This is a genomic window from Carboxydothermus islandicus (genome assembly GCF_001950325.1).
In the GTDB taxonomy this organism is placed as follows: Bacteria; Bacillota; Z-2901; order Carboxydothermales; family Carboxydothermaceae; genus Carboxydothermus; species Carboxydothermus islandicus.
The window spans coordinates 1-16,548 of record NZ_BDJL01000020.1; the positions used below are offsets into that span (position 1 = coordinate 1).

General features: G+C 42.5%; 15 protein-coding genes and 1 riboswitch. Of the genes, 9 read left to right on the top strand and 6 right to left on the bottom strand.

All coding sequences use genetic code 11. The features are described 5' to 3' along the window. Positions 1 to 418 precede the first annotated feature (418 nt). The 4 genes from ciss_RS04310 to ciss_RS04325 all read left to right on the top strand — a co-directional run bounded on the left by ciss_RS04310 (position 419) and on the right by ciss_RS04325 (position 3,164). Positions 419 to 1,291, top strand: coding sequence for a DMT family transporter (locus ciss_RS04310; RefSeq protein WP_075865073.1), 873 nt, complete (start codon positions 419 to 421; stop codon positions 1,289 to 1,291). Positions 1,292 to 1,303: 12 nt separating this feature from the next. Continuing rightward, positions 1,304 to 1,666 (top strand): methylglyoxal synthase, encoded by a 363-nt coding sequence (gene mgsA, locus ciss_RS04315; protein ID WP_075865074.1) that lies wholly within the window; start codon positions 1,304 to 1,306, stop codon positions 1,664 to 1,666. Positions 1,667 to 1,679: 13 nt separating this feature from the next. Further along, positions 1,680 to 2,486, top strand: coding sequence for an arginase family protein (locus tag ciss_RS04320; protein WP_075865075.1), 807 nt, complete (start codon positions 1,680 to 1,682; stop codon positions 2,484 to 2,486). A gap of 162 nt (positions 2,487 to 2,648) precedes the next feature. Continuing rightward, on the top strand, positions 2,649 to 3,164 hold the full coding sequence (locus ciss_RS04325) for a hypothetical protein (RefSeq protein ID WP_075865076.1): 516 nt from the start codon (positions 2,649 to 2,651) through the stop codon (positions 3,162 to 3,164). On the opposite strand, the gene aroH is transcribed toward ciss_RS04325, so the two are convergent. From aroH to aroF, 3 genes are read right to left on the bottom strand one after another with little or no spacing between them, the layout of a single operon-like run. After that, positions 3,161 to 3,526 (bottom strand): chorismate mutase, encoded by a 366-nt coding sequence (gene aroH / locus ciss_RS04330; protein WP_077177440.1) that lies wholly within the window; start codon positions 3,524 to 3,526, stop codon positions 3,161 to 3,163. The genes ciss_RS04325 and aroH overlap by 4 nt on opposite strands. Before the next feature lie 4 nt (positions 3,527 to 3,530). Then, entirely contained in the window at positions 3,531 to 4,616 is a 1,086-nt protein-coding gene (locus ciss_RS04335) for a prephenate dehydrogenase (RefSeq protein WP_075865078.1), read from the bottom strand. Further along, entirely contained in the window at positions 4,613 to 5,623 is a 1,011-nt protein-coding gene (aroF, locus tag ciss_RS04340; protein ID WP_075865087.1) for a 3-deoxy-7-phosphoheptulonate synthase, read from the bottom strand. The genes ciss_RS04335 and aroF overlap by 4 nt, the downstream gene beginning before the upstream one ends. A gap of 430 nt (positions 5,624 to 6,053) precedes the next feature. Here aroF and ciss_RS04345 point away from each other — a divergent pair, with 430 nt between their 5' ends. From ciss_RS04345 to cobT, 4 genes are all read left to right on the top strand, one after another. Next, on the top strand, positions 6,054 to 8,729 hold the full coding sequence (locus ciss_RS04345; RefSeq protein WP_075865079.1) for a molybdopterin-dependent oxidoreductase: 2,676 nt from the start codon (positions 6,054 to 6,056) through the stop codon (positions 8,727 to 8,729). Positions 8,730 to 8,740: 11 nt separating this feature from the next. Beyond that, positions 8,741 to 9,337, top strand: coding sequence for a 4Fe-4S dicluster domain-containing protein (locus ciss_RS04350; protein ID WP_075865080.1), 597 nt, complete (start codon positions 8,741 to 8,743; stop codon positions 9,335 to 9,337). Positions 9,338 to 9,351: 14 nt separating this feature from the next. Beyond that, positions 9,352 to 10,227, top strand: a complete 876-nt coding sequence (gene nrfD, locus ciss_RS04355; RefSeq protein ID WP_075865081.1) for an NrfD/PsrC family molybdoenzyme membrane anchor subunit — start codon at positions 9,352 to 9,354, stop codon at positions 10,225 to 10,227. A 56-nt stretch (positions 10,228 to 10,283) separates the two neighbouring features. Further along, positions 10,284 to 10,462, top strand: a riboswitch (cobalamin riboswitch). A gap of 97 nt (positions 10,463 to 10,559) precedes the next feature. Further along, a complete protein-coding gene (cobT, locus tag ciss_RS04360; protein ID WP_075865082.1) occupies positions 10,560 to 11,621 on the top strand; it encodes a nicotinate-nucleotide--dimethylbenzimidazole phosphoribosyltransferase in 1,062 nt (353 codons plus the stop codon). 47 nt (positions 11,622 to 11,668) lie between these two features. Here cobT and hemG read toward each other — a convergent pair whose 3' ends face one another. The 3 genes from hemG to hemE are packed head-to-tail and all read right to left on the bottom strand — an operon-like array spanning position 11,669 to position 14,991. Beyond that, the gene (gene hemG, locus ciss_RS04365; RefSeq protein ID WP_075865083.1) at positions 11,669 to 13,054 is read right to left on the bottom strand and encodes a protoporphyrinogen oxidase; all 1,386 of its coding nucleotides are present in this window, start codon (positions 13,052 to 13,054) and stop codon (positions 11,669 to 11,671) included. Between the two features lie 2 nt (positions 13,055 to 13,056). Then, the gene (gene hemH, locus ciss_RS04370) at positions 13,057 to 13,935 is read right to left on the bottom strand and encodes a ferrochelatase (RefSeq protein ID WP_075865084.1); all 879 of its coding nucleotides are present in this window, start codon (positions 13,933 to 13,935) and stop codon (positions 13,057 to 13,059) included. A gap of 3 nt (positions 13,936 to 13,938) precedes the next feature. Further along, the gene (hemE, locus tag ciss_RS04375; RefSeq protein WP_075865085.1) at positions 13,939 to 14,991 is read right to left on the bottom strand and encodes a uroporphyrinogen decarboxylase; all 1,053 of its coding nucleotides are present in this window, start codon (positions 14,989 to 14,991) and stop codon (positions 13,939 to 13,941) included. A 161-nt stretch (positions 14,992 to 15,152) separates the two neighbouring features. On the opposite strand from hemE, the gene ciss_RS04380 reads away from it, so the two are divergent. Then, a complete protein-coding gene (locus tag ciss_RS04380; protein WP_075865086.1) occupies positions 15,153 to 16,415 on the top strand; it encodes a methylaspartate ammonia-lyase in 1,263 nt (420 codons plus the stop codon). Positions 16,416 to 16,548 lie beyond the last annotated feature (133 nt).

Sequence of the window (16,548 nt, forward strand, 5' to 3'; positions counted from 1 at the left end):
GTCCCCCCCTCCCCACTCCCAATCCCCTCCTCCCGATAAATGTCCCTGAATTTAAAAAACAGCTCCCGCTTTAGTTCTTGCAAGGGAACTTAGGCGGTATAAGCTAAAGTTTTAAAAGAACAGGAAGCTCTAATTTAAGATAACGATGGGTAGTAGTTAAAGCTGATATGGAAGCAAATAATGGGGTTTTAATGCTGGCAGAAAAAAGGGCAACAAACAAGTAAGGGATGTCGGAAAACTAAAGAAAGGGTTTTAAAAGTTTTTAAAAAACAAATAAGAGCTTTTGGAGGAAAAAGACAGGCAAAAAGCGGGGCTGTTCTTTAAATCCCTCCACCGGTGGCCGAAAAGCCACCTTTTTTTATTGTCTTTTTTAAATAAAGAAATGGTATAATTAATTTTAAAAACGGAGGTTTTGGGAGTGGGGGAGAACAAACAGCTAAAGGGATTGGTTTTAGCGATTTTGGCTACTTCCTTGTGGGGCATAAACGGTACCGTTACCCGGTACTTATTGATTAACAATTTAGATCCGGTGGTTTTGGTACAGATAAGGCTTACCGTAAGTGCCCTATTGCTGTTTTTTTTACTTTTTATTTTTAAAATCAATGTGAAAATCGGTAAAAATGATATAGTACCCTTATTTATCTTAGGAATTTTTGGTTTATCACTGGTGCAAATGACGTATTTTTATACCATAAGCTTGACTAATGTAGCAACTGCGGTGTTTTTACAGTATCTGTCGCCGGTATTTGTAGCCCTTTACGGTATCTTTTTTAAAGCAGAAGAAATTACCGGAAGTAAACTTACGGCTATTGGCATGTCGCTCTTAGGAAGTTTTCTGATAGTAACCCAGAATGGTGAGATAAGACTACCTTTTATGGGTTTACTTTCGGGTTTGCTATCGGCTTTATCTCAAAGCTTTTATATTATTTACGGTAAAAAAGTTTTAAACCGCTTTAGTCCTATGACAGTATTGGCTTATGGGTGGCTTTTTGGAGCAATTTTTTGGTGGCTTTTAATTCCCCCAAATAAAGCTTTAATGCACCAGGTTTTTACCTTAAGAGATGTAGTAGGAATATCATATGTAATTATTTTTGCAACCGTTATTCCATTTTTATTGTATTTTGAAGGTCTGAAGTATTTAAATTCAACTACCATGAGTGTGGTAAGTCTGGTTGAACCGGTGGTAGCGGTAATAGTGGCATACCTTGTTTTAAGGGAAAAATTAACGCTCCTTTCCACCCTTGGTGCTGTTTTAATTTTGTTTGCCATTTATAAAATTACCAAAAGTTAAAGGAGGATTTTGATGAAAGTTGCCTTAATAGCCCATGATGATAAAAAAGATGATCTACTCGATTTTGTAAAAACCTACCGGGAGTTTTTTGCCCGCCATGAACTTTTTGCCACCGGAACGACAGGGAAAATTATTTCAGAAAATACTGGTCTGACGGTACACCGTTTTTTGTCCGGTCCCCTTGGGGGAGATCAGCAAATTGGAGCTATGGTAGCGGCGGGAGAGATTAAACTGGTAATTTTCTTTCGTGATCCCTTAACAGCTCAGCCTCATGAGCCGGATATAACAGCTCTTTTACGGGTATGTGACGTTCATAATGTGCCGATTGCCACCAACTGGAGCAGTGCCGAATTGTTTTTACGTGCCTTAAGCTAAAAGGGGGATGGTAATGGGTTTGGTGTTTAAAGATGTAGGGGTTATTGACCTGGACGGAAGCGTTACGCTCCAGGAAAACCTTTTACTAAAATTCAAACCCAAAATTATCAGTTTACCCCGAGAAAATAACTTTAAAATTTGGACAAGTCTCGAAAATTATCAGGCGGTCTGTCAAAAACTTAGCGGTACCGTCTATGGCGTGAATTTTTGCGGCCTGGGGGAATTTCACCACCTTGCCTATTACTTAATTCAAAGAATTCCGGTTCAGAAAGTAGCGGTAGTGGTTTTTGACAACCATCCCGATTTACTACCTACTTTTCCCGGATATATTTCATGTGGTTCCTGGCTTTTAAATGTTGCCGAATTGAAAAAAGTTGTTCAAATAATAGTGGTGGGAATTACCGAAATTTCGGGTTTAAAACGGGTATTACCGGTAACGCTTAAAGAAAAAGTTATGCTTTTTTTACCCCAATCTAAAAAATTAAAAAGCACGATAATACCGGTAAAATATTTTAACGAAAGCAATCTTTTAACGGAACTTTATAAAAGCATAAAAGTTAAGGATATCTACATAAGTATAGACAAAGATGTCCTTCATCCCCTTGATGCGGTTACTTCCTGGGAGCAGGGAGAATTAAGATTATCCCAGTTACTTTCTGCGTTAACGATGTTGAAAGAAAAATATCAAATTTGGGGCATTGACATTTGCGGAGAATACGGAAACGAACTTCTTAAAATTCAGCGGATAGGGGAGAGGTGGGCAACGTCGCAAAACGAAAGGGCAAACCTCGAAATATTGGAAATTTTACTGAGAGAATAAAATAAAAAACCCCTTTACAGGGGTATTTTAATGGGGTAGGTTATGGCATCTGAGTAATAATTTACACTGAGAATGTTAATAATACTCTGGGCAAAAAGTTAAAATAAAGTTAAAAAAGGTTATGCAAAAAGAAAAATCCGAAAAATAAAGGGTGATACACAAATGTATTTTGAAAATTTTCAGCTTAGAAGTTATGATTATAACTTTGTGAAAGAGTTTATTGAAGCGAGGAAAAAAAATATTCAGGTTATTATGTTACCGCAAAGGGGAGAATGGATAACAATATTATTTGAAGATTCCTCAATAGGGGAAAAAATAATAATAGATTTAACTTATGAACTGCAAACAAAAGCGTTTTTCCTTGAATCGGATGGTGATAAAAGCTGGAGTTTTATCCTGTATTCTGACGGCAAAGTGGTGGATGAATTTTACAATGATCCGATTGCCGGGTTTGAGCCGGAAGATTACGACCGGGAGCAGTTAAAGGAAATTTATGAAGCTATTCTTACCCCTCACAATACTTTTGCAGATTTTTTGGAGTTTATACAAGGGAAAAATAAATTAAATAAAAAGACCATGGAAAGATTTGCTTCCTTTTTTGGCTTAAAAGATGTGGAGGTTTCCTACGAGCAATTTTATGACCGGATAGAAGAGCTGCCAGGGGCGATTATTTTTTAACAATCGGGACGTAACACTTTTGCGCCTTCAAGATAAAGGTGCTGTACCTTCTGGTTTTCGGGTAGGTAAGTAAGGATGAGAACACGAATTACCTTCTTTAAGCTACCCGGCACATCCATTTCCTGAGCACAAAGCAGGGGTATTTCTGTAAGACCGGCTTTGCGTGCTGCAGTAGCTGGAAACTGGGCGTTTAAATCGGGAGTGGCAGTAAAGAAAATGGAGATAATTTTTTCCTTTTGGAGATTATTTTTTGCCATTATTTCGGCCAGCAATTTTTTTGTTTGGCGTTCAATAGCCTCGCCGGAATTTTCCGGAACGGTTATTGCTCCGCGAATGCCTTTTACTACTTCCAAGGTTTCCACCTCCTTACCGTAAAACCGGCCTGTAACCTTCTTTTTCTAAAAGGGAAAAAGCTTTTTGCCGCTCTTCAAAGGTAGCAAAGGAAAGCTTTAAAACTCCTCCATCGCCCTCCCGGGCTTTTAATATTTCGATGTCTTTAATGTTTATGTTAAAACGGGCTAAGAGCCCGGTTACTTTAGCGAGCATTCCCGGGCGATCGGGAATATTGGCGGTAAGGTCATAAAGGGGTAAAAGATAGCCCTTGCCATTTTGGTTTAAATTTATCCGGAATTCCTGACCTTCTTTTAAAAAAGCGTTGATCTCGTTTCTATTTCCTGCCATAAGCAAATCTTTAAGGGTAAGAAGCTCACCTATAAATAAATCGATACTTTTGGCCACTTCTTCCCGATTGTATAATAAGATTTCGCTCCATAGTTCGGGACTTGAGGCCGCGATGCGCGTAAGATCCCGAAAGCCTCCGGCAGCAAGTTTCAATAATAATTGGTTGTCATCTTCCTTCTGGCACATCCGGCATAACGAATAAGCAATGGCATGAGGTAAATGGCTTAATTGGGCGGTTATCCGGTCGTGGGTTGTAACATCGCTGACAATTACCAGAGCTCCTATTTTCTCCAAAAGCCCTTTCAGTTTGTTGACCGTATCCTCGGGCGTGTCCGGACCGGGAATTAAAAAATAGTAACTGTTTTCAAAAAGGAAACGGTGACCGGCCTGATAACCTCTTCTTTCCATTCCCGTTAAGGGGTGACCGCCGATAAAATTTTTGGCGTGAGTTAATTTTTTCCGGGCAGTTTGCATAATTTCTCCCTTAATGCTAACGGTATCGGTAATAATTGTTTCGGGCTTTAAAAAGTTTAAAGTTGGGATGAGCTTTAAGGTTGCTTCGGGCGGAGTTGCCAAAAAAACGAAATCACAGGAAGTCAGGAGATTTAAATCGGAATGGTTATTAACAATTACCTTTTCCCTGTAAGCAAGTTCAACGTACTGCAAATTTGTATCGATACCGTAAACCTGGTAACCGAGGTAGCTAAAAGCCCGGGCAAGGCTGCCGCCTATTAGGCCAAGCCCTACGATGCCGATTTTCATTTCCTTCATTTAAACCCCTCCAGAACCTGAAATAAAGAGTTTAACTCGGTGAAAAGCTTGGAAAACTCTGAAAAATTAAGAGACTGAGGACCATCCGATAAAGCTTTTTCCGGTTCCGGATGAACTTCTATCATCAGGCCATCGGCGCCAAGGGCTAAAGCAGCCCGGGATAAGGGTAAAATTAATTCCCTTTTGCCCGTGGCGTGGCTGGGATCCACGATTACCGGGAGATGTGATAATTGCTTCACCAAAGCAACCGCACTTAAATCAAGGGTGTTACGGGTGGCAGTTTCGAAAGTTCTAATTCCCCGTTCACATAAGATAACCTTTTGATTTCCACCGGCTAAAAGATATTCGGCAGCTAAAAGCCACTCTTCAATAGTGGCGGATAAACCTCTTTTTAAAATTACGGGATTTTCTACCTGGGAGAGCTCTTTTAAAAGGGCAAAGTTTTGCATGTTGCGAGCGCCAACCTGGAGGATGTCAATTTTCTCGGCAACAAATTCTACATCTTTGGCTTCTAACACTTCCGTTACGGTAATGAGACCGTATTCCTGCCCGATTTCCTGTAAAATGAGTACACCTTCCTCGCCCAGTCCCTGAAACGAGTAAGGAGAAGTTCTGGGTTTAAAGGTACCTCCGCGTAAAAACTTAATTCCCTTATCTTTTAAGAATTGAGCTACTGCTTTTAAACTTTCCCTGTTTTCTACAGCACAGGGACCCGCGATGATGGTAAAATTACCGGAACCTATCGATTCCCCCTTAACATTAATTTCCGTTTTTTCCCGAAATTCTTTGCTGGCAAGTTTATAGGGCTTTAAAATTGGGACCAAAGTATCAACTCCCGGCATTAGCTCGAGGTTTAAATCGGCTAAGTTCCTTTTATCGCCGATAATGCCAATAATGGTTCTTTCCACCCCTTCGGAAAGATGGGGGGTAAACCCGGATGCTATAAGTTTTTCTCTAACGGCTTCAATTTGCTCGCGGGTAGCGGATTTTTTAAAAACCACAATCATAAATAAAAAACCTCCCTTTTTTAATTTTGCAGGGAGGAAGGGTGAAAAGTAAAAAAACTCCCTAAGGGAGTATAAAAAATTATTCTCCCTTCCTACCATCCTGCTTTGTCCTGCAATTTAACCTACCCATCCATCCTACTGAACTACAAAAAACAATACCAATTTTTCTGGTATTATAAAACATTTTTTTTTAGTTAACAATAGGGGATAACAATTTTTTTTAAAGAAATTAATTTTAAATTACTTAATTATAGCGTAAAGTAAGAAAAATATTATAAAATAATGCGAAAAAGCGGGTTTTACGTTAAAAAAACAAGAAATAGCGAAAATATACACAAGAATTTACGAAATAACCTTTTGCTCTTAGCCATTAAATAAAGTATCCTTAAAGAGAAGGTTTATAGCTTAAAATAAGGGGGTTTTTTGCTGCATGAATCCAAGAAAGGTGGAGGAAGTTAAAAAGAAGCAGGGCTCTTCTTCACGGGAGGTAGAATGGGTACCAACAATCTGCAACTTTTGCTCTACCGTTTGTAACCTGAAAGTAGGGGTAAAAGAGGTTAACGGGAAAAAAATTGCGGTGAAAATTGAAGGAAATGAAAAGAGCCCTTTAAACCGGGGTAAGGCTTGTGCTCGAGGACAGGCCGGTTTTCGTCAGACTTACGACAAAGCACGTTTGACCACTCCTTTAATCCGTGTACCGGGAAGTAAACGGGGTGAATGGAATTTTAAGCCCGCCACCTGGGAAGAAGCTTACAGCTACATTATGCAGAAAATGCAGGAACACCAGGTAATGCCCTGGGAAATTACCATGATGGGCGGATGGACTTCCTGTGTTTTCTACATGCCCTTAGCTCTGGGCTTTGCCATAGCCAACGGTATACCCAACATCGTGGCTGCTCCTATGCAGCAGTGTGTGGCCAGCGGCCATTTGGGCACCGATATGGTTACCGGTAACTTCAACGTTCACGATGAAGTTTTAGCGGATTTTGAAAATGCCAGGTATATTATTTTTTCCATGACCAATTCCGGGGTTGCTGCCGCTTCTACCAGCCGCTTGGTTAGACTGGCCGAGGCCAAGAAGCGGGGAGCAAAAATTGTCGTTTTGGATCCCAGGCTTTCAGAACTGGCGGCTAAAGCTGATGAGTGGCTTCCTATCAAACCCGGAACTGACAGTGCCTTTTTCTTAGCAATGATTCACGTTATCCTGCGGCGCGGACTTTTTGAGCGGGAATATGTGGTGAAGCATACAAACATGCCGTTTTTAATGGTTGAACATCAGGGGATGTTTGTACCTTTAATGGAGCAAAACGAGCAGGGATACCCCAAAGCCTTTTTTGTTTACGATGAAATTTCCGGGGAAATCCGGAAAATTCCTGGTTACTTTAACCATAATTATACCGATGTTGATGGCAGAGGTATTCGACCGGTTTTAACCTTACCGGAAGGAATAACCTTTAACGGTCAAAAAGTAAAAACTGTTTTTGAACTCTTAATTGAACAATCAGCTCCTTATACTCCCGAGTGGGCTTCGGAAGAGACCGGAATTCCCGCCGAAACCATTGAGAGAATTGCGGTGGAGTTTGGTACGATTAGGCCTGCGATGATGGATCCCGGCTGGCACGGTGCTCGCTACGAAAACGTTATTAATACCCGGCGACTCCAGGCAATGCTGCAAGCGTTAGTAGGCGGTATCGATACCGTTGGCGGCTGGGTAATGTCGGCGGAGTACCGGGAAAAAATCCTGCTGGCGATGGAGAAAATGAAGGCCGGAGAGGAAGGCCCGGTATTGTACCTTCCGGGAATCCAATTCCCCTTAAAAGCATCAGGAATCCTTTTTGATCCTAATTCCTGGTATCATGGTCATCCCCATTATGCTATTGCCAAGGTAATGCAGGATAAAGCTGAAGGTAAGGAAACTATCGTTTTTCCCGCCTTTTCCGATTACGGTTTAAAAGAGGCGGTAGAAGGAAAATTAATGTTTAACGGTGAGCCGTACCGCATTAAAGCAATTATTTTAAATGCTTCAAACCCCATTCGCCATTACTATCCCGAACGCCGCTGGCAGGAAATTCTGACCAATCCCAATTTGGCCCTGGTAGTGGCCATTGACGTGCTGCCTTCCGATACCACCTTATATGCGGACGTTATCTTACCTAACTTAAACTATATCGAGCGGGATGAGCCCTTTATTTACGGGGCCGGACCATCGCCGGATCTCGCTTATACCACCCGGTTTAAAGCGGTAGATGGACCGGAACAGGCTAAAGGTACTACCGATATTTTATTTGAATTTGCCATCGGCTTTGGTAACTTAGAAAAATTCATGGCTACCGTTGCGGCTTTAGCTGGTTTTGACCTTGAAGACATTAAACAGGAAGTGGGCAAGGCCTTAGAAGGAAAACAAACTTTTACCCGGGCGATGCGCAACGTTTCGTTTAAACATTATGCCAAGATGCTGAAAACCACACCGGAAAAACTCGAACAGGAAATGCGGGAAAAAGGAGTTATTTTGGTAGAAACCAAGGAACATTTAATGGAGCATGGAACACTTTTAAAACACCTGCCGGTTCCCACCATGTCCGGGCGACTGGAGTTCTACTCCTATTTAATGGCCGGTTTCGTTCAGATGTATGGTTATCAGAAAAACTGGGACCCGGGACTTGTTTATATTCCGCCGGAAACAAAAGATGTAAAGCTTGCGGCCAACGAGTTTCATTTTATTTACGGTAAAGTACCGACAGTGTCATATGCTTCTACCAACTCCAATAACCCCCTTTTAATGGCTTTATCGAAAGTAAAAGGCGGGAAGTTTTTAGGGGTCTGGGTTAACCGAAAAAAAGGTAAGAGTTTAAACTTAAAAGATGGTGATGTGGTGGTACTGGAAAACGCCCAAAATCCGGAGTATTCTGCGAAAGCGGTAGTATTCTTAACGGAAATGGTGCGGCCGGATACCGTCTTTATATCGTCAAGCTTCGGTACCAAAAACCCTCTGTTAGAAAACGCAGCGGGAATGGGTATACCTTTAAACAATTTAGTTCCGTATAAAGTAGAACCTTTTGTGACCGGTTTTAAGTCTCAGGAATTTACCGTTAGGATAATAAAGTAAGGAGGAGAACAATGGCACGCTACGGAATGGTAATTGACCTTCGAACCTGTGTCGGTTGTCAGGCTTGCAGTGCTGCCTGTGCCACCGAAAACCAGACGCCCTACTGGTCCGATAAATGGCGCACCCGGGTGCTGGATATCGAGAAAGGGGAATATCCTAATACCGGCCGGCATTTTGTGCCGACAATTTGTATGCACTGTGAAGAGCCGGCCTGCTTAACCATTTGTCCATCCCAGGCAACGTTCCGGGATGAAAACGGCAGCATTTTAGTAAACTACGATACCTGTCTTGGCTGTAAAGCCTGCATGGCGGCTTGCCCTTATGGAGCCCGGTACGTTTACGATAAAAATGATGTTGCCAAAAACCGGGAAATTCACGGAGAATTATCCCAGCATAATGTGGTGCATATTGACAAGTGTACTTTTTGCTTTGACCGGGTAGAAAGAGGTCTGGAACCGGCTTGTGTGGCTACCTGTCCGGCTCATACCAGGATTTTTGGGGACTTAGATGACCCCAACAGTGAAGTGGCCAAACTGGTGGCTTCAGGAATTGCTAAACCCTTAAGACCGGATTTAAATACCAAACCCAAGGTCTTTTACATTTACTAAAGGGGGGACGGCCGATGGCAGTGGAAAATAGTCTGCATTTTGAACGCCAGGAAGCTTATGAATGGCCTTTAGCGGTATATTTACTGCTGGGCGGAATTGGTGGGGCGTTTATTTCTCTTTCGTTTATTTTGCATTACCTGTTTAGCTGGTCGCCGGTTGGGAATTACGGCATGCTTATAGGTATGGGGCTTTTTGCTTTAGCAGGTCTGGTTCTAATCTTCCTTGACTTGGAGCGGCCTTTAAACGCCATCTATTCTTTAAATAATATTAAAACTTCCGGGATCTCCTGGGACGTAGTTTTAATTGCTTTAAGTTTTGGTGGAGCCTTTTTCTATGTTTTGCCTTTTTATGTTTCTATTCCTGCCTTAGAGGGATTACGACTTTTCTTTGGTGGGATTTCCGCCATTGCTGGATTCTTATTCCCGGTAATTTCCGGGGGATTAATTTCTGCTCCGGTGTCGGTGCCCCTGTGGCATACTCCGCTTTTGCCGGTTTTGTTTTTAATAAATAGCTTTGGGGTTTCGGTTTCTGCTGTGCCGGCTATTTTTGGCCCGGGTTCAGAGATTTTAGCATTTATTTTTAACTTAGCAGTATTTATGGCAAATCTGGTGAGTTTGGGAGGTTTCATTGCTTTTTACGAGCATGCCCATAACGGCCCGGTAGAAGCCCGGTACGGTTTTCATGAGATGTGGAAAAAATTTAACTTTCAAATTGGTTTTTTGGTAGTAGGTTTACTTTTCCCTCTACTTCTTAGCGGCTACATGTTGTTTACCGGGAACTTTTTATCCTGGGGCTTTGGCGCTTTAGCTCTGGCTCAACTAATTGGCGGCTTTGCGTTAAGAAACTGTCTGTTAAAACACGGTTACCATACTTATCCCTGGCCGTATTAAAAATTTAATGGACGAAAAAAGGAATTTTAAAAAAAATAGCGAAATAGTAATAAAAAATTTAATAAATGCCTTTTGGTGCCCCTTAAAAGGGGAGAATAGGGAAGTCAGGTGCAAGTCCTGCGCGGTCCCGCCGCTGTAACCGGAGAGCCGATAAAACCACTGCTTTTTGCGGGAAGGTTTTATCAGAGGGCAATGACCCGGAAGCCAGAAGACCTGCCAAAAGGTGGAGCTTTAGCGGTACGGCGATACCGCAGAGCGTGGGTGATGGTAAAGCCCACAGCAGTTCTACTGCTGTGGGCTTTTTAAATTATAAATGAAGGGGGAGATGAACTATGTTAACGGAAGTTTTAAACCAAATTGGGGAGCTTTACCCGGAGCCTATGGAAAAAGCAAAGCAGCACTTGGACAGCCTGATTAAACCGCCGGGAAGCCTTGGAGTCCTGGAGGAAATGGCGGTCAAATTAGCCGGTATAACCGGTGAGTTAGCTCCGGATTTAGGGAAAAAAACGGTAGTGGTTATGGCCGGCGACCATGGAATAACCGAACATGGGGTAAGCGTTGCTCCGGTGGAAGTTACAGCCCAGATGACTCGCTGTTTCCTTGAAGGTATAGCGGGAATTAACGTTTTATCCCGGCATACCGGGGTAGAAGTTAAAGTGGTAGACATGGGAGTCAGGGCAGAGCTTAATTTACCCGGACTTATCGTTAAAAAAGTACGTCCCGGTACGTCCGATTTTACCGTAGGCCCGGCCATGACCCGGGAAGAAGCCCTGCAAGCTATAATGGCCGGGATAGAGGTTGCCCGGGATTTAATCGCTCAAGGAAGCAAGGTTTTAATCACCGGTGATATGGGGATTGGCAATACAACACCTTCAGCGGCGATCTTAGCGGTTTTAATGAATATTCCGGTAGAACAGGCAGTTGGTCGGGGGACAGGTATTAAAACGGAAATTATGCAAAAAAAGATCGAAGTTATTAAGAATGGAATAAGGGTGAATCAACCGGATAAAAACGATGCTGTTGATGTCCTTGCTAAAGTGGGCGGTTTTGAAATTGGCGGCCTTGCCGGCTTAATTTTAGGGGCAGCAGCAAAGAGGGTGCCGGTAGTTATCGATGGGTTTATTTCTACCGCGGCGGCTATGTTGGCCGTTTCCTTAAATTCAAGGGCTAAAAACTTCCTTTTTCCCTCCCATTTATCCGACGAACCGGGCCATAAGTTAATGATGGAATATCTGGGGTTAACCCCTTATCTTCATCTAAAGATGCGCCTTGGGGAAGGAACAGGGGGAGTTTTTGGAGCCTTTTTCCTGGAAGCTGCTACCAAAGTCATGCGGGAAATGGGAAGTTTTGCTTCAAGCGAAGTTTCAGCCTTACTGGAAGAAAGAATGGCTTAAAATCAATTATTAAAGAAAAAAGAGGGTGTAACGTTCGGCACCCTCTTTTACTTATTTAAAAGATTTCTTACTGCTTCCCGGCCGCTTTTAATACAATCGGGAACTCCGATTCCCCGGTAGGAGCTACCGGCTAAAGCAAGTCCCGGCATTTCAAAAACCAACTTCTCGATTTTGTCAAGTCGCTCTAAATGGCCAACCTTATACTGGGCCATCCCCCTGGGCCAGCGGAAAATTTCGTAAAAAAGGGGTTTAGCCTTAACCCCCAGTATATCTTTTATTTCGGCTAAAACAAGGTTAACCATATCCTGTTCCGGTAAAAACACATCTTCCTGATTGTTGGCACCGCCTAAAAAGGCTCTTACTAAAAGGAAGCTTTGGTCCGGTACCCGGTAACTCCATTTTACTGAACTGTAGGTTAAGGCCATTAAATGTCGTTTTTCTATCCTGGGAACTACAAAGCCAAAGGTATTTACTTTAAAAGGCCAGTCTTCTTTTCTATAGGCTAAAGTGATGGTAGCGGAAGAGGCAAAGCCGGTCTGGGCTAAAAGTTCTGCCAGGTCTTTATTTACTTCTTCCAAAAGTTCTGCCGCATTATAAGCGGGAACTGCCAGGATAACGTGCTTACTTTCAATTATTTCCCCATCAGTTAAATAGGTCCGGTATTTTCCCTTTTGATAGGTAACTTTAACGGCTTTTTTGCCGGTAAAAAGTTTGTAGTCGGGAAGATTTTTTACAATATTCTCGGCAAGTTCTCCCATACCCTTTTGAAAGCTCATAAAATATGTGATATTGGATTTGGTTTTTGGTCTATTTGAAAAAGCTTTTTTTGCCGCCAGCATCCCCCGGATAAGGCTTCCATATTTCCTTTCCATCTCTACAAAACGAGGAAAGCTTGCCTTAACGCTCATTTCTTCGGGAGTTCCCGCGTGAATTCCACCAATTAAAGGTTCGGCGATTTTTTCTAAAGCTTCCCGGCCAAGCCGTCGGGTAACAAAGCTGTAAAGGCTTTCATCTTCATCATCTTTTTTCCGGGGAATAAACAAGTCCATACCCATGCGGATTTTCCCCGGCCAGGAAATCAAAGGGCTTAAAGCAAAGGGGATTATTTTGGTAGGTACCATCATCATTAGTCCTTCCGGTAGCTCGTGGAGCCTTCCGCCGGAGAGGATATAAGTACCTTTAAATTCATCATTGGTCCCGATAATTTTATCTTCAAATTTAAGTTCCCGGGCAATTTGAAATACCTGGGGTTTTTCCGAGAGAAAGCAGTCGGGACCACCTTCGATGACAAAGCCATCTCTTAAATTAGTTTTAACTTTACCGCCGAAATAATCATTTTCCTCAATTAAGATAAAATCCTGTCCTTCGCGAAATAACTCATAGGCAGCAGCAAGTCCGGTTATACCACCACCTATAACTAAGAAATCCGGCAAATTTATCCCTCCATTTTTTGTACCATCTGGTGTAAAGCTTTAATTAATAAAGGATGGTCATTTAAAGCTGGAAGCCTCACGATATTAACAGTGGAAAATTTTTCTTTGAGCTCGATATCTAAATCGTATAGCGTTTCAATATGGTCGGCTACAAAGCCGATGGGATTAACTATAATGTTTTCCACCCCCTGGTTTTGCCAGGAAATAATTACATCTTCTACTTCCGGTTTTAACCATTCTTCCCCCGATTTTCCCTTGCTTTGAAAGGCGTATTGCCAGGGGAAAGGAAAGGTCCGGGCGATTGCTTCCACAGTTCTTAAAAACTCATCAAAATAAGTATCACCCTGATCAATAGCTTTTTTCGGCAAATTGTGGGCGGTAAAAATGATTCCGGTGTTTTTTGGGGAAAAAGGTTGTAGAGCCGTTGTTAGAAGCTGACGGTGAGCTTCTATGAAATACGGTTCTTCAGCCAGTTCACCTTTAAAATAAAATTTAATTTCCGGAAATTTTTCTTCCAAGTTTTTTATAGTTTTTTGATAGGCTCCGGTGGAAACCTGAGAATTAAAAGCTGACATCGGCAGAAAATAAATAGTTTTTACCCCTTTTTGGACCAAATTAAAAACAACCTCCGGGATTTCCGGCCGCCAGTACTGGTAGGCAAAATCGACTAAAAACTCAGAATCCAGTAAAGTTTTTAAAGCATTGACTTGACGGCTGGTTATTTCCGTTAATGGGGATTTACCGCCGATTTTTTCGTAGCGGCTCCTAACCGCTGCAATAAGGGCTGGCGGAGGCGTTTTGCCCAAAATTCTTTCCATAAAAGGTCCAATGTTTTCCAAACAATCGGGACAGCCAAAGGCCACCAGAACTACGGCTTTCATTTTTTAAGCCTCCAGAAGTTGTTCATAACTTAAACTACTCAATTCATGGACCACTTCTACCAGGTATTGGGCGTTTTCCACGGGGGTTTCCTTATGGATGCCATGGCCCAGGTTAAAAATATGCCCCGGGCGCTTACCGGCTTTAATTAAAATTTCCTTTACTTTCTGGCGAATTACTTCTTTAGGGGCAAAAAGGGTTATGGGGTCAAGATTACCCTGCACGCCCCGGTCAAAACCAACGGTTTGCCAGGCCCGGTCAAGACTTACCCTCCAGTCAAGGCCAATGACATCGCCGCCGGCAGCAGCTACTAATTCTAACATACTACCGGCATTATTGGCAAAGTGAATGACCGGAACTCCCGTATCTTTTAAATTGTCAAAAACATATTTGCTGTGGGGTAAAACATATTCTTCGTAGTCTTCCGGGGAAAGGGCTCCTACCCAGGAGTCAAAAACCTGGACCGCCTGGGCTCCTGCTGCAATTTGGGATTTTAAATACCGGACTGTGGATTCGGCAATTTTCCCTAAAAGCTCATGCCAGGCTTCTGGCGCTTCCCACATTAACCTTTTACACCGGACATAGTTTTTGGAGCCGCCCCCTTCTATAATATAACTGGCCAAAGTGAAAGGGGCTCCGGAAAAGCCGATAAGCGGTACTTTGCCGGCAAGCTCCCGGCGTAAAATTTTTATAGCCTCCAAAACATACGGCACATCTTCTTCAGGAGTAATCACCCGAACTTTTTTCACATCATCTATGGTTCTAACCGGATTGTCAATTATCGGGCCTTCGTCTTTGGCAAAGCGAAAACCAATGCCCATTCCTTCTAAAGGGAGGAGGATGTCAGCAAATAAGATGGCTGCATCAACTCCAAGCTTTCTTACCGGTTGCAGGGTCACTTCTACAGCCAGTTCGGGAGTTTTACACATTTCCAAAAAAGAATACTTGCTTCTTATTTCCATATATTCCGCCATATAACGTCCTGCCTGACGCATAAGCCACACCGGCGTGTAGGGAGTATTTTCCCTGCGGCAAGCTTTTAAGAAAGTGTCATTCATCCCGTTTCTCCTTTCTGCTACCAATTTCACAAAATTAATATATATATTCAATATTCTCTTACCGATTCCTTTATTTTAAAAAAGATTTTTTTACTTGCAGATCTATTAAAATAAAGTTACAATTATACTGTATACAAAATACAAGAAGAGGAGCGGTGGCAATGAGGATAAAAGATGTTCTTTTTGTTAAAGGAAGTTCGGGATTTTATTTTGATGACCAGAAGGCAATAAAGAACGGAGCTGTTGCCGATGGCTTTACCTATAAAGGAAAACCGGTGACCCCTGGTTTTTCCCGGGTGCGCCAGGGGGGAGAAGCGGTTTCGATAATGCTTTTCTTGGAAAACGGCGAAATAGCCGTTGGTGATTGTGTGGCGGTACAATATTCAGGGGTAGATGGTCGGGATCCGGTCTTTTTAGCGGATAATTTTATAGAAATCCTTGAGGAAGAAATTAAGCCTAAATTGGTAGGGTATAACCTCGTTCGTTTTAAGGAGGCTGCCCGCTATTTTGCTAATCTAACCGATAAACGGGGAAAGAAATACCACACTGCTTTGCGTTACGGTTTAACTCAGGCTCTCTTAGATGCGGTGGCTAAGATAAACCGTACCACCATGGCCGAAGTAATAGCGGAAGAGTATGGGCTCGACCTTACTTTAAATCCGGTGCCGCTATTTGCCCAGTCTGGGGACGACCGGTATACCAATGCCGATAAAATGATTTTAAAACGGGTTGATGTTTTGCCCCATGGTTTATTTAACCATCCTGCCAAAACCGGGGAGGAAGGGAAAAATTTAACCGAATACGCTTTGTGGTTAAAACAAAGGATAAAAACCCTGGGTGACCCCGATTACCTGCCGGTGTTTCACTTTGACGTTTACGGTACCCTGGGAACGGTATTTAATGATAATTTAGACCGGATAGCCGATTATTTAGCAAGACTGGAAGAAAAGGTTACTCCCCATCCTTTACGTATCGAAGGGCCGGTGGACCTTGGCTCAAAAGAAAGGCAAATTGAAGGTTTAAATTACTTGCAGGAAAAACTTCTTACTTTGGGAAGTCAGGTAATTATTGTAGCTGACGAGTGGTGTAATAATCTATCTGACATTAAAGAATTTGTTGATGCTGGTGCCGGTGGGATGGTGCAAATTAAATCTCCCGATTTAGGTGGGGTAAACGAAATTATCGAAGCGGTTTTATATGCCAAGGAAAAGGGTGTCGGTGCCTATTTGGGCGGTAGCTGTAACGAAACCGATGTATCGGCCAAAATTACCGTTCATGTGGGACTTGCCACTGGGCCAGCTCAGCTTTTAGTAAAACCGGGGATGGGAGTTGATGAAGGGTTAACCATTATGCGGAATGAAATGATGCGGACGCTGGCGATTTTACAAAGAAATAAGGAAATGATTCAGAAAAAAGTCAGTTAGCCGGGATAAAATCCCGGTTTTTTTACTGTTTAGGAAATTATGCTTTTATTCTTGCTGTGGATAACTTATGGTGATAAGGTAGAAGTATGAGGAGACGGGAGAAGAAGGAAAAGAAACAAACGATAAAAATAGT